Genomic DNA, 15,818 nt, shown 5'->3' with positions numbered 1-15,818 from the left:
CCAGTCGCCGGCGATACGCGAAAGACGCGTCCCTTCTGCGTCACGTTCCAGCTTACGCGTCTTACTGTGGCGGAACCGCAGCAAAGTGTTCCACGAGCCGATCACTCATTGTGGACGCAATTTGCATCATGTGCACGCGTGTTAACGGATCGCTTAAGCCTGCTGAAAAAAATCGTGAATTCACTTCACGCACGTCGCCACCTACATTGACCTCCAGGGCGGGCGCTTTCCATTCAGGCCGCTTTCCACCCAACAGCGTGCGCGCTTGACGGCGCCGCGATCCATGTCGAGGCAGCGTGATGAACGATTTCAGCAAGGAAGCCGTGAAGCCGGCCGATAGCGCCACCGCAGCCGCCAAGGCGGAAAAGCGCTCACGCTACGCGGCAGGCGTGATGAAATATCGCGAGATGGGCTACTGGCAGCCGGACTACACGCCGAAAGACACCGACGTCATCGCGCTCTTCCGCATCACGCCGCAGCCAGGGGTCGAACCGGAAGAGGCCGCGGCCGCCGTCGCAGGCGAATCGTCGACGGCAACGTGGACCGTGGTCTGGACCGATCGTCTTACCGCGTGCGACATGTATCGCGCGAAAGCGTTTCGCGTCGAGCCCGTACCGAATCCGGCCGAAGGCGAGCCGCAGTACTTCGCGTTCATCGCCTACGAACTCGACCTCTTCGAAGAAGGGTCGGTGGCGAATCTCACGGCTTCCATCATCGGCAATGTGTTCGGCTTCAAGCCTCTCAAAGCGCTGCGGCTCGAAGACATGCGCATTCCCGTCGCGTATCTGAAGACGTTCCAGGGCCCGCCGACAGGCATCGTCGTCGAACGCGAACGGCTCGACAAGTATGGCCGTCCGCTGCTCGGTGCGACCGTCAAGCCGAAGCTCGGGCTGTCGGGAAAGAACTATGGGCGCGTCGTGTACGAAGGCCTCAAAGGCGGCCTCGACTTTTTGAAGGACGATGAAAACATCAATTCGCAGCCCTTCATGCACTGGCGCGACCGCTATCTGTTCGCGATGGAAGCGGTGCATCGCGCGCAAGCCGAAACAGGTGAAGTGAAGGGCCATTACCTGAACGTGACGGCGGGCACGATGGAGGACATGTACGAGCGCGCCGAATTCGCGAAAGAACTGGGCTCCTGCATCGTGATGATCGATCTCGTGATCGGCTGGACCGCGATCACGTCGATGGGACGCTGGGCGCGCAAGAACGACATGATCCTGCATCTGCATCGCGCGGGTCACGGCACGTACACGCGGCAGCGCAATCACGGCATCTCGTTTCGGGTGATCGCAAAATGGCTGCGCATGGCGGGCGTCGATCATGCCCATGCGGGTACGGCCGTTGGCAAGCTCGACGGCGACCCGCTCTCCGTGCAGGGCTATTACAACGTGCTGCGCGAATCGCACAACTCCGTCGATCTGACGCGCGGCATCTTCTTCGATCAGCATTGGGCAGGCTTGCGCAAGGTGATGCCCGTCGCGTCGGGCGGCATTCACGCGGGGCAGATGCATCAGCTGCTCGACCTGTTCGGCGACGACGCGATCCTGCAGTTCGGCGGCGGCACGATCGGGCATCCGTCGGGCATCCAGGCGGGCGCGACGGCGAACCGCGTCGCACTCGAGACGATGGTCAAGGCGCGCAACGAAGGCCGCGACATCGCGAACGAAGGCTCCGATCTGCTCGAAGCGGCGGCGCGTCATTGCACGCCGCTCAAGCAGGCGCTCGATACATGGGGCGACGTCACGTTCAACTACACGCCGACCGATTCGCCCGATTTCGCCGTCACGCCGAGCGTGGCGTGAACTATCGAACGTCATTCACAAAGATTGGGGAGCCCGCCATGCGCATCACTCAGGGAACGTTTTCCTTCTTGCCCGAGTTGACCGACGACGAAATCGGTCTGCAGATCCAGTACGCACTCGATCAGGGCTGGGCATGCTCGGTCGAATTCACCGACGACCCGCATCCGCGCAACACGTACTGGGAAATGTGGGGACTGCCGATGTTCGATCTGCGCGACGCAGCGGGCGTAATGATGGAAGTGGCACGCTGTCGCGAAGCGTATCCGCAACATTACGTGAAGGTGAACGCGTTCGACTCCGTGCGTGGCTTCGAAACGATGCGGCTCTCGTTCATCGTGAACCGGCCCGATGTGGAACCGAAGCTCGTGCTGGGCCGTCAGGACGATCGCTCGCGCGTGCAGCGTTATTCGCTGACGACGGTGCACGCCGCGCCGCGCCAGGCGGCGGTAAAGGGCAAAAGCTGCGTAGAACAGAACACGAACAGGGAGACAGCGTCATGAATGCCGTGATCACGGAGCCGTTGCAGCAGACACACACGCGACAGCGGGCGAACGACACGCCGCAGCAGGTCGATCTGCTCGCGCTGTATCGCGAGTCGGGCATTGCAGGCGTGCTCGACGAGCTCGACCGTGATCTCGTCGGGCTTGTGCCCGTGAAGATGCGCATCCGTGAAATCGCTGCGCAACTGCTCGTCGGACGGGCGCGTGAAGCGCTCGGCCTCGGAAGCGGCGCGCCGACGCTGCACATGTGCTTCAGCGGCAACCCCGGCACGGGCAAGACGACAGTCGCGCTGCGCATGGCGGACGTGCTGTTCCGGCTCGGCTATATCCGCCGTAACCATCTCGTGTCGGTGACGCGCGACGATCTCGTCGGGCAGTACATCGGCCACACGGCGCCGAAAACGCGTGAAGTGCTCAAGCGCGCGATGGGCGGCGTGCTGTTCATCGACGAAGCGTATTACCTCTATCGCCCCGAGAACGAACGCGATTACGGTCAGGAATCGATTGAAATCCTGCTGCAGACGATGGAAAACCAGCGCGACGATCTCGTCGTGATACTGGCTGGCTACGCGTCGAAAATGGAGATGTTCTTTCGCAGCAATCCGGGCTTCCGCTCGCGGATCGCACACCACCTCTCGTTTCCCGACTACGCCGCGGATGAGTTGCTGTTCATCGCGGAACGCATGCTCGACACGATGCATTACCGGTTCGACGCCGACGCGCGCCGCGCATTCGAGGACTACCTCGCGCGGCGGCTGCGTCAGCCGAATTTCGCGAACGCGCGCTCGGTGCGCAACGCGCTCGACCGCGCGCGCCTGCGTCAGGCCAATCGGCTGTTCGCGGATGCGCTGGGCGGCGGCGCGAGCGCCGATCCCGCCGCGCTGACGCTGCTGAGCGCCGCCGATATCCGCGCGAGCAGCGTGTTCTCCGGATCAGGCAGCGCAGGAACCGGGGCGGGCGCCGCGACAGAATTCCCCACTTCGTAGGAGAGCATCATGCGCCACGCTAACGTGACTTTGACGAGGTTTCTCGCGGGCGACGCGGATCATCTGATGACGACGCGGCCGCCCACTGCGTTGCAGGCGGTGCTGCACGAAGTCGCCGCTTCCGTGAAGACGATCGCGTCGGCGCTCGCGCGCGGCACGCTGGGCGACAGCGCGCACGCCGATTCCGTGGCGGGCGGTGCGGTGCTCGCGTATGCGACGCGCCGCCGCAAGCTGGCCGAAACGGCCGCCCGCAACCGCGGCGCGGACGATGCCGGGAAGCCCGAGTACCAGCTCGCATTCGATCCGCTGAACTGCCCGTGGAACGCGGACATCAACGGTACGGCGGGATCGATCTTTTCGGTCATGCGCGTGCAGTCGCAGGGCAGCGATGCGGACGGCGCTGCCGATACATGCGCGCAAGCGTATGGCGAACTCGACTGCGAGCCGTATGACGAACCCTACGGCGCGCCGTTCCTGCAACCCGGACGCGAGCAGGCGGCAGCTGGCTACACGATCTACGGCCCCGCGACGATGCTCATCGTCACGCTCGGCGAAGGGACGCACGGGTTCACCCTCGACGGGCAGACGGACGAGTTCATGCTTACGCATCCGTCAATCCGCATTCCCGCCGAAACGGGCGAGATTGCCGTCGACGCGTCCAACGAGCGCTTCTGGGAGCCGCCCGTGCGCCGCTATGTGCACGAATGCCGCGACGGCCGCGCGGGCTGCCGCGAGCGCGATTTCAGCCTGCGCTGGAGCGATGCGCTCGTCGCGGAGGTGCATCGCATCCTGATGCGCGGCGGCCTGTTCCTGATGCCGCGCGACTACCGCACGCGTTCCGCGATGCGCGGGCGCCTGTCCGCCGTGTACGACGCGAGTCCGCTCGGCTTTCTCGTCGAACAGGCGGGCGGGATGGCAACGACGGGCCGAGAGCGCGTGCTCGACGCTGCGCCGCGCACTTTCCACGAACGCATGCCGCTGATTCTCGGCTCGGCGAGCGAGGTGACGCGCATCGGCCGCTATCATCGAGAGCACGATCTGGGCATCGATGCGCCTTTCACGTCGCCGCTTTTTCGTGAGCGCTCGCTGTTCCTTCCGGAAACGTCGCTCTGACGGGCTGCCTTGAGCCGAAACACATGGGAGACGGCGCATGTCAGTCAGACATCCGATTGTTGCTGTGACGGGGTCGAGCGGCGCGGGCACGACCACCGTCATGAGGAGCTTCGCCCACATCTTTCGCAGGGAGAAGATCAATGCGCAGATCATCGAAGGCGATGCGTTCCACCGTTACGACCGGCTCGGCATGCGCGAGGCGCTGCGGCAAAGCGAACGCGACGGCGTGCGCAATTTCAGCCACTTCGGGCCTGACGCGAATCTGCTCGACGAGCTGGAGCAGCTGTTCGCGACATATGGCACCTCGGGCGGCGGGCAGTTTCGCCGCTACGTGCACGACGAAGCGGACGCCGTCGCGTACAAGCAGGACCCCGGGACGTTCACGCCGTGGGAGGAGATCCCGGCGGGCACGGACATGATGTTCTATGAAGGGCTGCATGGTGCGGCCGTGACCAGCAAGGTCGACATCGCACAGCATGCGGATCTGCTCGTCGGCGTCGTGCCGATCATCAATCTGGAGTGGATCCAAAAGCTGCATCGTGACCAGACGCTGCGCGGCTATTCGCACGAGGCCGTGGTCGATACGATCTTGCGGCGCATGCCCGATTACGTGAACTACATCTGTCCGCAGTTCTCGCGCACGCACGTGAATTTTCAGCGGGTGCCGACGGTCGACACGTCAAATCCGTTCACGGCGCGCGAGATACCGCAACCGGACGAAAGCTTTGTCGTGATCCGCTTTTCGAAACCGAAGGGCATCGACTTTCCGTATCTGCTGACGATGCTGCACGATTCGTTCATGTCGCGGCCGAACGTGATCGTGGTGCCGGGCGGCAAAATGGGGCTCGCGATGCAACTGATATTCACGCCGATGATTCTGCAATTGCGCGACCGTAAGGCGCGGGCGTGAACGTGACGCTGGCGGGGGCGTGTTGTCGTGCGTCTCAGTCGTGTGTTGGCTGACGGCCTGTAGACCGTACCCCGCGCGGGGCCGTCAGCTTCTTTTTTGACAGCACGCTGCCGCAAGCCGGAAAACGGCTGACAGGTTGTCGTCGAGGCTGCCGACGGCGATCACGAAGCGCTCTTTTTCTTCGTCGGACCGGGCGCGCACCACACGCCGAGATCTTCTTTCGGCCGGTCGACCTGGCAGCCCCAGTCGAGCGCCTGGTCCTGGTCGAAGCGCTTGCCGAGTTGCCACGCGATCTCCGCGCGCGCTGTCTGCACGCCCATGTAGAACGCGTGGCCGCCGTCGTGTTCGAGGTTCAGGTGCGGATAGAGCGTGAACGGATCGCTTTCGACGACGTGCGTGTCGCGGTTGTACACGTGAATGCCATCCGTTGTGACCTGTACCCGAAAATTCGGATCGCGCACCTGCGCGGCCAGTGCGGCGATTTCGTCGGCATCGTACGGAAAGGGGCGCTTCGCATGCAGCGCGCAGAGCGCGGGATCGATGCCCTTGGGCAGCACCTGCGCATCGTGCGCGGCGTGCATGATGCGCCGCGCAACATCCGCCTCGCGCACCGCGCGCCGCGCATGCAGGCTGACGGACGTCGTCAGTACCGCCGACACGCGCAACTCGGCCGCGATGCCGAGCAGCACTGCATTGATGCCGCTGGTGTCGGCTTCCGTCAACTCCGTCAGATTGCCGACGCCGAGCATGATCGCAATGTCGGGATAGCGCTCGCGCAACGCGACATAGCGTGCAATTGAAGCGGCGAAGCCGAACGGAATCGGATCGAGAATCGGATCGGCGAGAAAGGGCTTGCCGCGCGCCGCGAGCGTGTCGATTGCCTGATGCAGCGAGGCCGTATCGCGCGGCTCGCGTGCAACGACGATGGGTGTCGCGGGCACTTCGTCGGCGATCCACAGTGTATCGACGTTCAGGCTCATCAGATAATCGGCGCCCGCACGTCCGCCGCGCAGCAGTTCGTCGGCGACCATCGAATCGACGCTCACGCGATAGCCGCCCGCCTTCAGCATGCGCACCGCGTCTTCGAGATGCGGGAACGGCGTGTCGGGCAGACAGCCGACGTCGATCACATCCGCGCCCTGATCCGCGTAGTGCTGCGCGCGCGCGGCGATGGCGTCGAGCTCCAGCCTCGGCGCATCGACGATCTCCGCGAAAATCTCCGTCGTGTAGCGCGACAGGTCGAACCTGCGTGCCGCTTGCCCGAAGTGCAGCGGCAGGTCTTTCACTTCTTCCGGACCGCGCTCGACGGGCACGCCGAAATGCTCGCTCAGCGCCGCAAGATCGCCGCGGCAGCGGCCCGGGACGATCATCCGGTCCGCGCGCAGCGGCAACGCGACGCGCCGGCGGATCATGTCGGCCGTCATCAACGCGGCGACCTGCAGGCCGATTTCGCGCACTTCCCACGTGAACGGCACATTCGTCATGCCTTCCAGCACCTGCGCGACACTTTTTTCGGCGAGCCTGCCGGTCAGGAAGACGATATGTTCCATGCGAGCCCGAGGTTCGATAGCCGTTCGCTCAATGCCACGCGCAATTCGTCGAGAGATCGCACGACGGTCGTATGTTCGATGCGCGCCAGGCGTTCGACGTTTTCCAGTTCGATCGCACGCGGGCGCACTTCGACCCATTCGTGCGGGCTTTGCGTGATCACACTCGGCTCGGTGTCGCACGCGAAAACGATGCCGGGCACGCATTGCTTGCCCGCTTGCGCGTAGAGATTGGTCGGCAGCGTGTCGGAGATGCCCAAGGCGCATTTGGCGACGGTGTTGCTGGTGGCGGGTGCGATCACGACGGTGTGATAAATGCCCTCGTACAGCATGCCGACAGGGACGCTGCTCGCGCTGTTGTCGCGCACCACGCGAAAGCGCTCACGCAGCTTGGGCACGGTCCAGCCGTACAGCGGCAGCACTTCCTCGCCGGCGGCGGACAGAAACAGATCGACGCCCGGCAGTGCGAGCGCGAGGTCGATCGACTCCTCCAGCATATGGCCCGAGCCCGTGACGCACCACGCTAAGCGCGCGTCGTGGCGAAACACGCCAGGACGTCGGACGGGCGACGGCGCGCTCATGCGTGACTCATCGGCCATTCATGCTCGCTGCGTCGTCAGCCGAAGCTTGCGCCCCATCGTGCGAGAGCCGGATGTGCAGTCTGTGCATCTTCCGGTACAAGGTGTTGCGGCTGATGCCGAGTGTCTTCGCGACGTTGCTGACATTCCAGCGGTGTTCATCGAGCATCGCGAGGACGGTTTCGCGTTCCTTGAGCTGGATCGCGTTGAGCGCCGACAGGTCGGTGTCATCGTCGAACGGCGGTGCGACGGCCGCGCGCGCAGGCTGCGCAAACTGTCCCGCAGACGAAGCGCGCGGGTTCGTACCGCGTGCATCGTCGACGATTTCGGCGGGCAGATGCGCGCAGCGGATTTCCGGCCCGTCGCACAGCGCGATTGCCATTTGCAGCACGTGCCGCAATTGCCGGATATTGCCGGGCCACGCGTAGCTCGCTAGCGCCTGGCGGGCTTCGGCGCTCAGTTCGGGGGGATCGTCCGATTCGCTTTCGAGGATGTGCTGCACCAGCGGCAGCAGATCGGCGCGCTCGCACAGCGGCGGCAGATTGATTTCGATGCCGTTCAGCCGGTAGTACAGGTCTTCGCGGAACAGGCCGCGCTGCACCAGATCGAGCAGATTGCGATGGCTCGCGCTGATCAGTTGAAAGTCGACCTTGATCGTGGTTTCGGCACCGAGCGGCGTGACCTCGTGCTCCTCCAGCACGCGCAGCAGCCGCGCCTGCAAGGCCATCGGCATGTCGCCGATTTCATCGAGGAACAGCGTGCCGTTGTTCGCCTGCACGATCTTGCCGCGCCGGCCCTCGCGCTGCGCGCCCGTGAACGCGCCCGCGCGGTAGCCGAACAGCTCGCTTTCGATCAGCGTCTCGGGCAGCGACGCGCAATTCACCGCGACGAAAGCACCCGCCGCGTTGGGGCTGATGCTGTGCAGCGCGTTGGCGAAGACTTCCTTGCCCGTGCCCGTCTGGCCTCGCAGGATGATAGGGATCTTGCGCTGAATCACGCGCGCGGCCAGCTGGCTTTGCGCGGCCATGCGCGGATCGCCGAACTCCAGGTGCGAGAGCTTGTCGAGGCCCGCGGCAGCGGGTTTTGCTTCGCGCGGCGTTTTCGCGCGCGCATTGCGATTGATCGAGACGTCGCTCCACGGTCCACGCGCACTGGGTAGCGCGTGGCTCGCGGCGCCGAACGACTCCGCATCGCGCGGCGTTTGTGCGATCACGAAGAAACGGTTGTTGGCGTGCGCGCTATAGACGGTGATGGGATGGAACGAGCCGCGGATGCTGCGCGCAATCATGTCTTCGAGCGTTGCGCTGAACGCTTCTTCGATTCGCTTGCCGCACAGCTGGTCGGGGGAGCGCAGATCGAGCTGGAACAGCGCGCTGCGATTCGCGGCCAGCACGACGCCGTCGTCGTCGACGGCCAGCTTGCCGGCATGCAGCGTGCCGACGAATTCCGGCCGGCTGTGAAAGTGGACGGTGTTCGCGCGCCGGTAGCGCGAATCGATCAGCCGGTTCTCGATCATCTGCCGCGACATGCCGACCAGCACGAGCGAATGCTGTTGCAGCATCTTCGAGCGGCTCGTCACGTCGAGCACGCCGACTATCGTGCCGCGTTCGTCGAAAATCGGTGCAGCCGAGCAGGTGAGCGACGTGTAGCGCGGATAGAAATGTTCGTGCTGATAGATGGCGAGACATTCGCGCTCCGTCAGGCACGTGCCCATGCCGTTCGTGCCCGCCTCGCGCTCGCTCCACACTGCGCCGACGCGCAGGCCGTCGGCTGCCACGGCCTCGCCGAACGGCACCGACGACACCTGATGCACGATTACGCCGTTCGCATCGACGAGAATCACGGCGAGTTCGGGGTCGGCGAGCTGCTGGTACAGCGTGGTCATTTCCAGCTTCGAGCAGGCGATCAGATCGCCCGCGGCCTCGCGGTGCGTGTTCAGCTCCTGCTGCGTGAGCACGGGTGGCATCACGAAACGTCCGGGGTCCAGTCCGAAATCGACGAGACAGCGCGTCCACGATTGCGCGACGGAATGGCTCATCGAGCAGGTGGCAGGCTGGTTGTTGACGATATTCAGAACATCCCGGACGTGCGAATTGATGTCAACGAGCGATGACATTAGGGGCGTCTCCGATGCGCTGGGCTCGGTGCTCGCCATCATGCCGGTGAGCGGGGCGGCCTACGCTGTATGTAAGTGTTTTCCCCGTGTGCTTCCCGTGCCTCTGTGTGCCGCGCGTCTCTCGCGCGCGTGGCGAACCGCTGCTGTATGTTTTTTGAATCCGATCCAGAGCACTCAGCGAACACTGTACAACCCGACTCACGATACATCAATAAATAGTCGTACGAGTGTTGCGCACCGCGCCTGCTTTTTGCTTTGCATCATCCGGCATGAAAACGGAATTCGTTCGAACGATGCGCGTCGCACGCGCGGCCTTTACGGGAGCCCTCACATGGACCGTTTCAACCCCGGAAGCAGCCCTGTCCATTTTACGGTCGTGTTGCCGTCGAGCGCGCGGCCAGCGCGCGACCCCGACGAGCGGCGGCGCGGCGGCGCCGCGCTCGATATCGTCTACATCGAAGGCTTCACCGCGCAGACGGTCATCGGCATCGACCACGATGAACTGCACGAACCCCAACCCGTGCAGATGGATCTCGCGATCGGCGTGCCGTCGCTGCGCGCGTGCAAGACGGATCAGATCGGCGACACGATCAATTACGCGGCTGTGCGCGCCGAGCTGCACACGCTGCTCGAAACGCACAAGGTCCAGCTACTCGAGGCGCTGGCCGAACGGATCGCGCAGTGGCTGATCGACCGGTTCGGCGCGCATTGGGTGCGCGTGAAGCTGTGCAAGCCCGCCAAGTTCGACGACGTTGCAGCCGTTGGCGTGATCATCGAGCGGCACTGCGAACCCATCGGCTAGTTTCCCGGGAACGGCGTGCACGGTACGCGCCCAGCCGGGCCGTATCCGATCGCGGGAGGGGAAGCACAGCCTCAACGCCTCATTTGGACGCCGAAGGAGAGGGCTTCGCGAGGCCGCACGCCTGATACGCCTCCTGCTGCAACGCGCGATATTTCTTCGTCTGTGCACGCGCACGGTCGACGCGGAACTCGTTGCCGCCTTCGCCGCCGAGCGTTGCGTACTTCGAGAATGTCATCTGCTCGACGTAATCGTCATACGGCAACACGGCCGCGATCCTGTCGATCGCGCACGAGCACTTGTAGACGTTGGCGAAGTCGTGGCCGTTCTCGTCCATGCAGCCGAGCACGTATTCGACGCGGCCTTGCGTCGGATAGTCATTGCCTTTGGAGGGCGCATTGCCGCCCGCGACGTCCGCGGCCAGCGCGGCCGGCGGAATCACTGCCACGCACGCGAACGCAGCGACAGCCAGGCGCGTGCGACAACGTGAGTTCATGTCGATGCCTTTAGCGTAAGTTCTGCAGTCCGCTCCCGTAGAACGCACGGGAGAAACACGCGCGGCGCGCGCCGCGGCGGACCTCGACGGCCCGCTGCGGCGCGCGCGCGCGACACGGCTTTCGATGCACGAAACACGCCTAGTTCGGAGCGAACGGGTGTGCCGCGCTGCCCTTCTTCGACACCACTTCGGCGGCGCTCGGTTCGCCTGCCACTGCGCGCTGGAGTGCTTCGCGTGTCGCCTTGTAGTTGAACTCCTGGATTTTCTTGTCGTCTTCGGCTTCCCAGTGGATGAAGACGCCGACGCAGATGAACAGGTCGTCGGCTTCGTCCTTCGGGATCGTGCCGTCTTCGACGCAATCCGCGACAGCGAGCGCCACGGCGTGCTGCGCCGGACCGAACATCTGCACGGCCTGCTTGGCGCCCTTGATCGTCACCTTGTTGAACATCACGGTATTGGGTTTTGCCATCAGGTTCGGTGCGACGACGGCGAGCAGCGACGTGAAGCCGTCCTTGTTGTTGGTGAGCGCGTGGCAGAAGGCGGATTCGGCGGCAGAGCCTCGCGGTCCGATGATGAGATCGATGTGAGCGACTTCGTTGCCTTCGCCGATAAGCGACTCGCCTACCAGGACGCGGTTGATCTTGGCCATGCTGTTCCTCCAGTGAATTGGGTCTGTCGACGTGGGACGAACTCGCGACGCGTGGCGACCGCAGCGCGTTTTTCGAAGGGGACGCAACGCGTTCCCGTATAACAGGAACCGTGCCAGTCGCGGTGCGTTCCTTTCAAACGGGCGTCATCGACAGGCGCTGCGGGTCGAGCAGCGCACCGGCGAAGAGCGCGGCGACAGTCAGATCGGCGCTCGTGCCTGGATTGACGCCTCGCGCCTTCAGTTCGGCGTCCCATGCCGCGAGTTGCGCGGCACGCGCAGCAGGCTCGGCAATGCGCGCTTGCGCGTGACGTTCGCGCGCCTCGCGCGTGACACTTTGCGCCAGCGCCGCGCCATGCTTGCGCAGTATGTGCGAGTCGGGCCACGTGCCGAGGAAGGTGAGATACACGTCGAGCGCGAGCGCAGTGGCTGTCGTGCTGCTCGAACGGGCGTACGCGTCGAGGCCCGTGCCGAAGATATCCGCGAAGCCGTTTGCATATTGGCGCGCGATGCTGTCGCGCCCGGCGGCCAGCGACATGGCCGCGCGCAAATCGACGGTGGGCGGCGCGTGAACGGTTTGCTCGGGCGCGTCGCCGAGTCCGCCGGGGTTGGCAAGTGCGATCGCGCGATAGGCGGCGCGCGCGTCGTCCAGGTCCAGCGTCGACAGCACCTGATCGACGGACGCTCGCCAGTGCGCCGCGTCGAATGTTGCCGTGCGTTCCAGCGCGGCCGCCAGCGGCGCGACCAGCAGCACGATGCCGAGATTCGTGTTGCATCCGGCGATCTGCCGCGTGAGCGTCACGGCATCGAGGATGCGCGCGCCGACGCTGGCGCCGCGCGCGAACAGCGCGGGCGCGGCCGCCTGGGCGCTGTCGATGAACTGCGCGGCCTGCATCCCGTGTCCGGCGCTCGCGACGCTGACATTGCCCGGCTTCGCCGTTTCGACGTCCAGCCGGCACGCGAGCAGAAACGCGTCGCGGGCCCGAGTCAGAAGCGCGTCAGCCGCCTGCATGGTGCGGCATGACCGGTTGCGCCGGCGCCTCGCTCGCGGCCAGCTTGCGATCGAGCAGATCGTCCACGAGCGCGGCCGCGATATCGACGGATGTCACCGATTGCAGCCCGCGCCATGCCGCCACGCCGTTCACTTCGAGCACGAGCGGCCCGCCCGTCGCATCGGGTGTCGTCGGATCGGGGATCAGATCGACGCCTGCGTAATCGAGGCCGAGCGCAGCCGTCGCGCGTTCGGCTAGCGTGGCAAGCGTCGGATCCAGTTCTGCCCGTTCGCAGCGTGCGCCGCGCGCGACGTTGTGAATCCAGCCGCGCCCGCCTATTCGCCGCATCGCAGCGAACGCGCGGCCGCCGATCACGAGCACGCGCCAGTCGTGGCCTCGATGGCGTGCGCGAGTGCTGCCGACGAAGCGCTGCAGATAGGCAACCTCGCTGTAGCCGCGCAGCGGCGGCAGCGGCTTCAATGCGCCGTTGACGGGATTGGCGCCGAGCCGCCGCAAGCCTTTGCCCTGCGAGCCGAACAGAGGCTTGAGCACGACCTGACGTGCGGCAGCCGTCTCGCGCATCAGCACGCGCTGCGCAAACGCCGCCGATTCCGTCGCCCACGCCGGCGGCGTCGGCACGCCCGCGCGATGCAGCAGGAAGCTCGTCATCGACTTGTCGACACTGCGCTCGATCGCCCGCGCATCGTTGTAGACGGGCACGCCGCATTCGCGCAGCGCATGCAGGATGCCGAGCCGCAACGTGACCTGCTCGAAGGTGCCGCCCGCGATGCCGCGCACGAAGACGGCGTCGGGCAGGTCGCGCGCGAAGCCGGGAATCGCGAGGCCGTACGGCGACCATGACGTATCGATGCGGCACGCCGCCAGATCAACGCAGCGCGCCTCGGCACCGCGCGCGCGAAACGCTTTCTTGAGCCGGGCCGTGTGCCAGCCGGTTTCGTCCGTCATGATCGCGATGCGCAGCCCGCCCGCCGTTGTCGCGTCGCTCATGGCGCCCCCGGCCCCGTGACGCCCGGCGTGGCCGATGCGGCGGTCGGGCCTTCGCTGACCGCGTCGGCCGCCGCAGCGAATGCATCGCCTTGCCAGAGCGCGTGCAGCAGCGCTGCATCGAGCCTGCCGCCCCGATAGGTCGCGCCGCTTTCCAGGCTGCTCGCCCACACTTCGGCGGGTGCAAACAGCGACGGATCGATCTGATAGAAGTCGTAGTTGAACGACGCGAAGATGTCGGCGAACGGCCGACCGTAATCGCGCGAGTTCGACGAGGGCAATTGCGCCGCGAGCCGCCGCGCCACGGCGTCGCTTTGCACGGTCAGATGCACGCGCCCGCCGTACAGGATCGCGTCGTTGGTGCGGCCCATCGCGGCGAGTGCGTCGGGCGCGGGCGGCGGCAGCGGCGCGGTGCCGCTCCCCTCGACGATCTCGCCGGGCGGCACCCCGAGCACATGCGTCTTGTGCAGCGCGACTTCGACCACGCGCGCGACGACCTGCACCGTGCCGGCGACAGACTGTGTCGGCGTGACGATTACCGTCAGCCCGCCGGGTGCGAGCCCACAATCCCCGGCGATTTTTTCGAGCACTGCTTGCGGGGGCAACTGGTCGACTTCCATCACCAGCACGCCAGCATCGTGACGATCGCGATAGCCGAGTTCGTCGAACAGCGTTTCCTTGCCGGCCAGTGCGCGCGCCGGTCCCGAGCCGAGCGAGAAGAACTTCTTCCCATTGTTCTGCTCCTTGCTCGCGGACAAGCTCCATCCGGCGTACTGGCTGCCGAGGCACGCGAGCACGGGCGAGGCCGTATGCACGTCGATCATCGCGGGCCACAGCGGCTCGTGTTCGGCGTTGATGCGCGTCTCGATGCGCCCCAGGCCGCCCATGCAAATGCGCGCGATCGTCACGCCCGCTTCAACGCAGCCGCGCGACGCGATGCCCGCATCGACGATGGTCGGACCGAACGGGTGGCGCGACGACGCGATGCGCAGCCGTGCGGCATCCGCGAGCAGTTGCGCGACGAGCGGTGCGGCGAGCGCATTGACGCTGGGCGCGTCGCGGGCGATGGGCGGCGGCGCGTTGCCGCCATGTTCAGCCGTAGGAGTCGACAGGTTCATGGGCAGGTTGGGTGCTGGTTTCGATGCGTTGCAGAAGGCGCTGCGTGTGGCGTTGCAGTTCGTGCATCAGGACGGCGCGCGAAGCGCCCGCGTCGGCCGTCACGAGCACGGTGCAGACCGGGTGGCCCGCTTCGATGCGCGTGCCCGCGTGCGGGATGTCGTGACAGACGGGATCGACGAACAGCGCGTCGCTGAAACGGCGCGTGACCGGGAAGGCGTGAGGCGCGAATACGACCTGCTGTGCTGCGCGGCATGGCGGCGCGAGGGCGCGGGCCGCTGGCAGGCGGCCGTGCAGACATGCGTCGATATGCGCAGCGAGCAGGCCGCGCGGCCACGCATCGCGCCACGCGCGTTCGTATAACGCCATCGTCGACGACGGCCGCGCGTTGACTTCGAGCACGCGGATCGCATCGCCGTCGAGCAGGAAATCCAGGCTGTTGAGGCCGACGAGATTCGTGCGCGCCGTAATCGAACGCACGGCGCGATCGACTTGTTGCGCGATGTGCGCGGGCAAGCCGACGGGACCGAGCGAGCCGACGTGCAGATACGGCAGCTCGCCGCTCGCGACGTGAAGTTGCTCCGCGTGGCCGATCACGCAAGCTTCGCGCCGCGCCGCGACGAAAAGCGCCGACATCGACAGGCCGTTGCTCACGCGCTGGAAATAGCCGGCATGCGCGTCCGTTTGCGCCGCTCGAACGATATGCGTGCCGCCGCAGCCGTCGGCGGCTTTGCGCAGCCAGTCTTCCAGCTGTGCGGGACGCTCGAAAGCGGTCTCGGGATGCGCGATACCCAACTCGTCGAGCAACGCGAAGAAGCGCGCTGGATCGCGCACGGCTGCCGTTGCGCCGGCATCGTTGCCGATCGGGCGCGGCAGTCTCGCCGTGTCGTGCAACCAGCCGATGTGCGGTTCGATACCGCTGCCCACGACATAGCCGATCAGGCGCGGCAACCGCACCACGCGCTCGAGCGCGCCGTGCAGCTTGTCGCGATCGAGCGACAGGCCAGTGCCGCCCGTATCGAGCCACAGCTTCGCGTAACGGCGCGTGTCGCGGTCACCGAACAGGTCGAGAGCGGCTACCCGATAGCCGGCATGCGCGGCGGACTGTGCAAGCATGCGCGCCGACAGTCCCACTACCGCGACGAACGGCGCGGAGCTGGACAGGTGCGAGCGGCTGCTGCTCGCGGACATCGCCGGCATGGTGACGCC

15 protein-coding genes are annotated in these 15,818 nt (G+C 65.6%); 6 read left to right on the top strand and 9 right to left on the bottom strand.

Annotation, left to right across the window (positions count from 1 at the left end; genetic code table 11):
• Positions 1-299 precede the first annotated feature (299 nt).
• From BPHY_RS32350 to BPHY_RS32330, 5 genes are read left to right on the top strand one after another with little or no spacing between them, the layout of a single operon-like run.
• Positions 300-1,805 (top strand): form I ribulose bisphosphate carboxylase large subunit, encoded by a 1,506-nt coding sequence (locus BPHY_RS32350; protein WP_012405686.1) that lies wholly within the window; start codon positions 300-302, stop codon positions 1,803-1,805.
• A gap of 38 nt (positions 1,806-1,843) precedes the next feature.
• Positions 1,844-2,305 carry a ribulose bisphosphate carboxylase small subunit gene (locus tag BPHY_RS32345; RefSeq protein WP_012405685.1) on the top strand — a complete coding sequence of 154 codons (462 nt, stop codon included), beginning with the start codon at positions 1,844-1,846 and terminating at the stop codon, positions 2,303-2,305.
• Complete coding sequence (gene cbbX / locus BPHY_RS32340) at positions 2,302-3,291, top strand: CbbX protein (protein WP_012405684.1); 990 nt, start codon at positions 2,302-2,304, stop codon at positions 3,289-3,291. Before BPHY_RS32345 ends, cbbX begins: the two co-directional genes overlap by 4 nt.
• Positions 3,292-3,300: 9 nt before the next feature.
• Positions 3,301-4,404, top strand: a complete 1,104-nt coding sequence (locus tag BPHY_RS32335; protein ID WP_012405683.1) for a class 1 fructose-bisphosphatase — start codon at positions 3,301-3,303, stop codon at positions 4,402-4,404.
• Between the two features lie 37 nt (positions 4,405-4,441).
• The gene (locus tag BPHY_RS32330) at positions 4,442-5,314 is read left to right on the top strand and encodes a phosphoribulokinase (RefSeq protein WP_012405682.1); all 873 of its coding nucleotides are present in this window, start codon (positions 4,442-4,444) and stop codon (positions 5,312-5,314) included.
• A 161-nt stretch (positions 5,315-5,475) separates the two neighbouring features.
• Here BPHY_RS32330 and BPHY_RS32325 read toward each other — a convergent pair whose 3' ends face one another.
• From BPHY_RS32325 to BPHY_RS32315, 3 genes are read right to left on the bottom strand one after another with little or no spacing between them, the layout of a single operon-like run.
• The gene (locus BPHY_RS32325) at positions 5,476-6,864 is read right to left on the bottom strand and encodes a DUF6513 domain-containing protein (protein WP_012405681.1); all 1,389 of its coding nucleotides are present in this window, start codon (positions 6,862-6,864) and stop codon (positions 5,476-5,478) included.
• Positions 6,843-7,442 carry a flavoprotein gene (locus BPHY_RS32320; protein ID WP_041766176.1) on the bottom strand — a complete coding sequence of 200 codons (600 nt, stop codon included), beginning with the start codon at positions 7,440-7,442 and terminating at the stop codon, positions 6,843-6,845. The genes BPHY_RS32325 and BPHY_RS32320 overlap by 22 nt, the downstream gene beginning before the upstream one ends.
• Before the next feature lie 7 nt (positions 7,443-7,449).
• Positions 7,450-9,555: a sigma-54-dependent Fis family transcriptional regulator gene (locus BPHY_RS32315; protein ID WP_012405679.1), complete on the bottom strand. Its 2,106-nt coding sequence runs from the start codon at positions 9,553-9,555 to the stop codon at positions 7,450-7,452.
• Between the two features lie 331 nt (positions 9,556-9,886).
• Between BPHY_RS32315 and BPHY_RS32310 the strand changes: the two genes are divergently transcribed.
• A complete protein-coding gene (locus BPHY_RS32310; RefSeq protein WP_012405678.1) occupies positions 9,887-10,357 on the top strand; it encodes a dihydroneopterin aldolase in 471 nt (156 codons plus the stop codon).
• Between the two features lie 79 nt (positions 10,358-10,436).
• On the opposite strand, the gene BPHY_RS32305 is transcribed toward BPHY_RS32310, so the two are convergent.
• From BPHY_RS32305 to BPHY_RS32280, 6 genes are all read right to left on the bottom strand, one after another.
• Positions 10,437-10,850, bottom strand: a complete 414-nt coding sequence (locus tag BPHY_RS32305) for a hypothetical protein (protein WP_012405677.1) — start codon at positions 10,848-10,850, stop codon at positions 10,437-10,439.
• Between the two features lie 139 nt (positions 10,851-10,989).
• Positions 10,990-11,499 (bottom strand): formaldehyde-activating enzyme, encoded by a 510-nt coding sequence (gene fae / locus BPHY_RS32300; RefSeq protein WP_012405676.1) that lies wholly within the window; start codon positions 11,497-11,499, stop codon positions 10,990-10,992.
• A 133-nt stretch (positions 11,500-11,632) separates the two neighbouring features.
• Positions 11,633-12,508, bottom strand: coding sequence for a triphosphoribosyl-dephospho-CoA synthase (locus BPHY_RS32295; protein ID WP_012405675.1), 876 nt, complete (start codon positions 12,506-12,508; stop codon positions 11,633-11,635).
• Positions 12,495-13,496, bottom strand: coding sequence for an ATP-grasp domain-containing protein (locus BPHY_RS32290; RefSeq protein WP_012405674.1), 1,002 nt, complete (start codon positions 13,494-13,496; stop codon positions 12,495-12,497). The genes BPHY_RS32295 and BPHY_RS32290 overlap by 14 nt, the downstream gene beginning before the upstream one ends.
• Entirely contained in the window at positions 13,493-14,611 is a 1,119-nt protein-coding gene (gene mch, locus BPHY_RS32285; RefSeq protein WP_012405673.1) for a methenyltetrahydromethanopterin cyclohydrolase, read from the bottom strand. The genes BPHY_RS32290 and mch overlap by 4 nt, the downstream gene beginning before the upstream one ends.
• Positions 14,586-15,809 carry an ATP-grasp domain-containing protein gene (locus BPHY_RS32280; protein WP_012405672.1) on the bottom strand — a complete coding sequence of 408 codons (1,224 nt, stop codon included), beginning with the start codon at positions 15,807-15,809 and terminating at the stop codon, positions 14,586-14,588. The genes mch and BPHY_RS32280 overlap by 26 nt, the downstream gene beginning before the upstream one ends.
• Between the last annotated feature and the right edge of the window lie 9 nt (positions 15,810-15,818).

Source organism: Paraburkholderia phymatum STM815 (assembly GCF_000020045.1).
GTDB lineage: Bacteria > Pseudomonadota > Gammaproteobacteria > Burkholderiales > Burkholderiaceae > Paraburkholderia > Paraburkholderia phymatum.
Note: the sequence above shows the minus strand (reverse complement) of the source record. Positions and strands in the feature narration are given on the sequence as shown.

Coding starts and splice junctions, on each gene's coding strand:
- BPHY_RS32290 (WP_012405674.1), bottom strand. CDS start 13,496: ATGAGCGACGCGACAACGGCGGGCGGGCTGCGCATCGCGATCATGACG.
- BPHY_RS32330 (WP_012405682.1), top strand. CDS start 4,442: ATGTCAGTCAGACATCCGATTGTTGCTGTGACGGGGTCGAGCGGCGCG.
- mch (WP_012405673.1), bottom strand. CDS start 14,611: ATGAACCTGTCGACTCCTACGGCTGAACATGGCGGCAACGCGCCGCCG.
- BPHY_RS32325 (WP_012405681.1), bottom strand. CDS start 6,864: ATGGAACATATCGTCTTCCTGACCGGCAGGCTCGCCGAAAAAAGTGTC.
- BPHY_RS32295 (WP_012405675.1), bottom strand. CDS start 12,508: ATGCAGGCGGCTGACGCGCTTCTGACTCGGGCCCGCGACGCGTTTCTG.
- cbbX (WP_012405684.1), top strand. CDS start 2,302: ATGAATGCCGTGATCACGGAGCCGTTGCAGCAGACACACACGCGACAG.
- BPHY_RS32345 (WP_012405685.1), top strand. CDS start 1,844: ATGCGCATCACTCAGGGAACGTTTTCCTTCTTGCCCGAGTTGACCGAC.
- BPHY_RS32320 (WP_041766176.1), bottom strand. CDS start 7,442: ATGAGCGCGCCGTCGCCCGTCCGACGTCCTGGCGTGTTTCGCCACGAC.
- BPHY_RS32315 (WP_012405679.1), bottom strand. CDS start 9,555: ATGTCATCGCTCGTTGACATCAATTCGCACGTCCGGGATGTTCTGAAT.
- BPHY_RS32280 (WP_012405672.1), bottom strand. CDS start 15,809: ATGCCGGCGATGTCCGCGAGCAGCAGCCGCTCGCACCTGTCCAGCTCC.
- fae (WP_012405676.1), bottom strand. CDS start 11,499: ATGGCCAAGATCAACCGCGTCCTGGTAGGCGAGTCGCTTATCGGCGAA.
- BPHY_RS32350 (WP_012405686.1), top strand. CDS start 300: ATGAACGATTTCAGCAAGGAAGCCGTGAAGCCGGCCGATAGCGCCACC.
- BPHY_RS32310 (WP_012405678.1), top strand. CDS start 9,887: ATGGACCGTTTCAACCCCGGAAGCAGCCCTGTCCATTTTACGGTCGTG.
- BPHY_RS32305 (WP_012405677.1), bottom strand. CDS start 10,850: ATGAACTCACGTTGTCGCACGCGCCTGGCTGTCGCTGCGTTCGCGTGC.
- BPHY_RS32335 (WP_012405683.1), top strand. CDS start 3,301: ATGCGCCACGCTAACGTGACTTTGACGAGGTTTCTCGCGGGCGACGCG.